A 273-nucleotide genomic window follows, 5' to 3' on the forward strand; every position below is an offset into this window, starting at 1 on the left:
TTCGTAAGAGTTGATACTAAACGTGCCGTATCTTTCTGTTATAAACTCGAAGATATATTCTCGATGGGTTCGTTCTGGACGTTTCACTTCTTGAATACCAGTCACGAATATATCGGTAGCACCATAGGGCAAACCTACAGAAACAGGTTCACCATCAAGAACCTGAATAGCAGCATTATTAGTATTAGAACTAGTATCTTTTTGATTATTGACCACATCAACTTGAGAGGTTTCTTCGACACTTTCCACAGCGCTTTCATTACTGGTGAAATA

Annotated in this window: 1 pseudogene; it reads right to left on the minus strand. The window is 38.5% G+C overall.

The features are described 5' to 3' along the window. A pseudogene (locus CWC28_RS21145) lies at nucleotides 1-249 on the minus strand (zona occludens toxin-like protein); the annotation flags it as partial. Nucleotides 250-273 lie beyond the last annotated feature (24 nt).

This window comes from Pseudoalteromonas sp. S4492 (assembly GCF_005886115.1).
Classification (GTDB): Bacteria; Pseudomonadota; Gammaproteobacteria; order Enterobacterales; family Alteromonadaceae; genus Pseudoalteromonas; species Pseudoalteromonas gelatinilytica.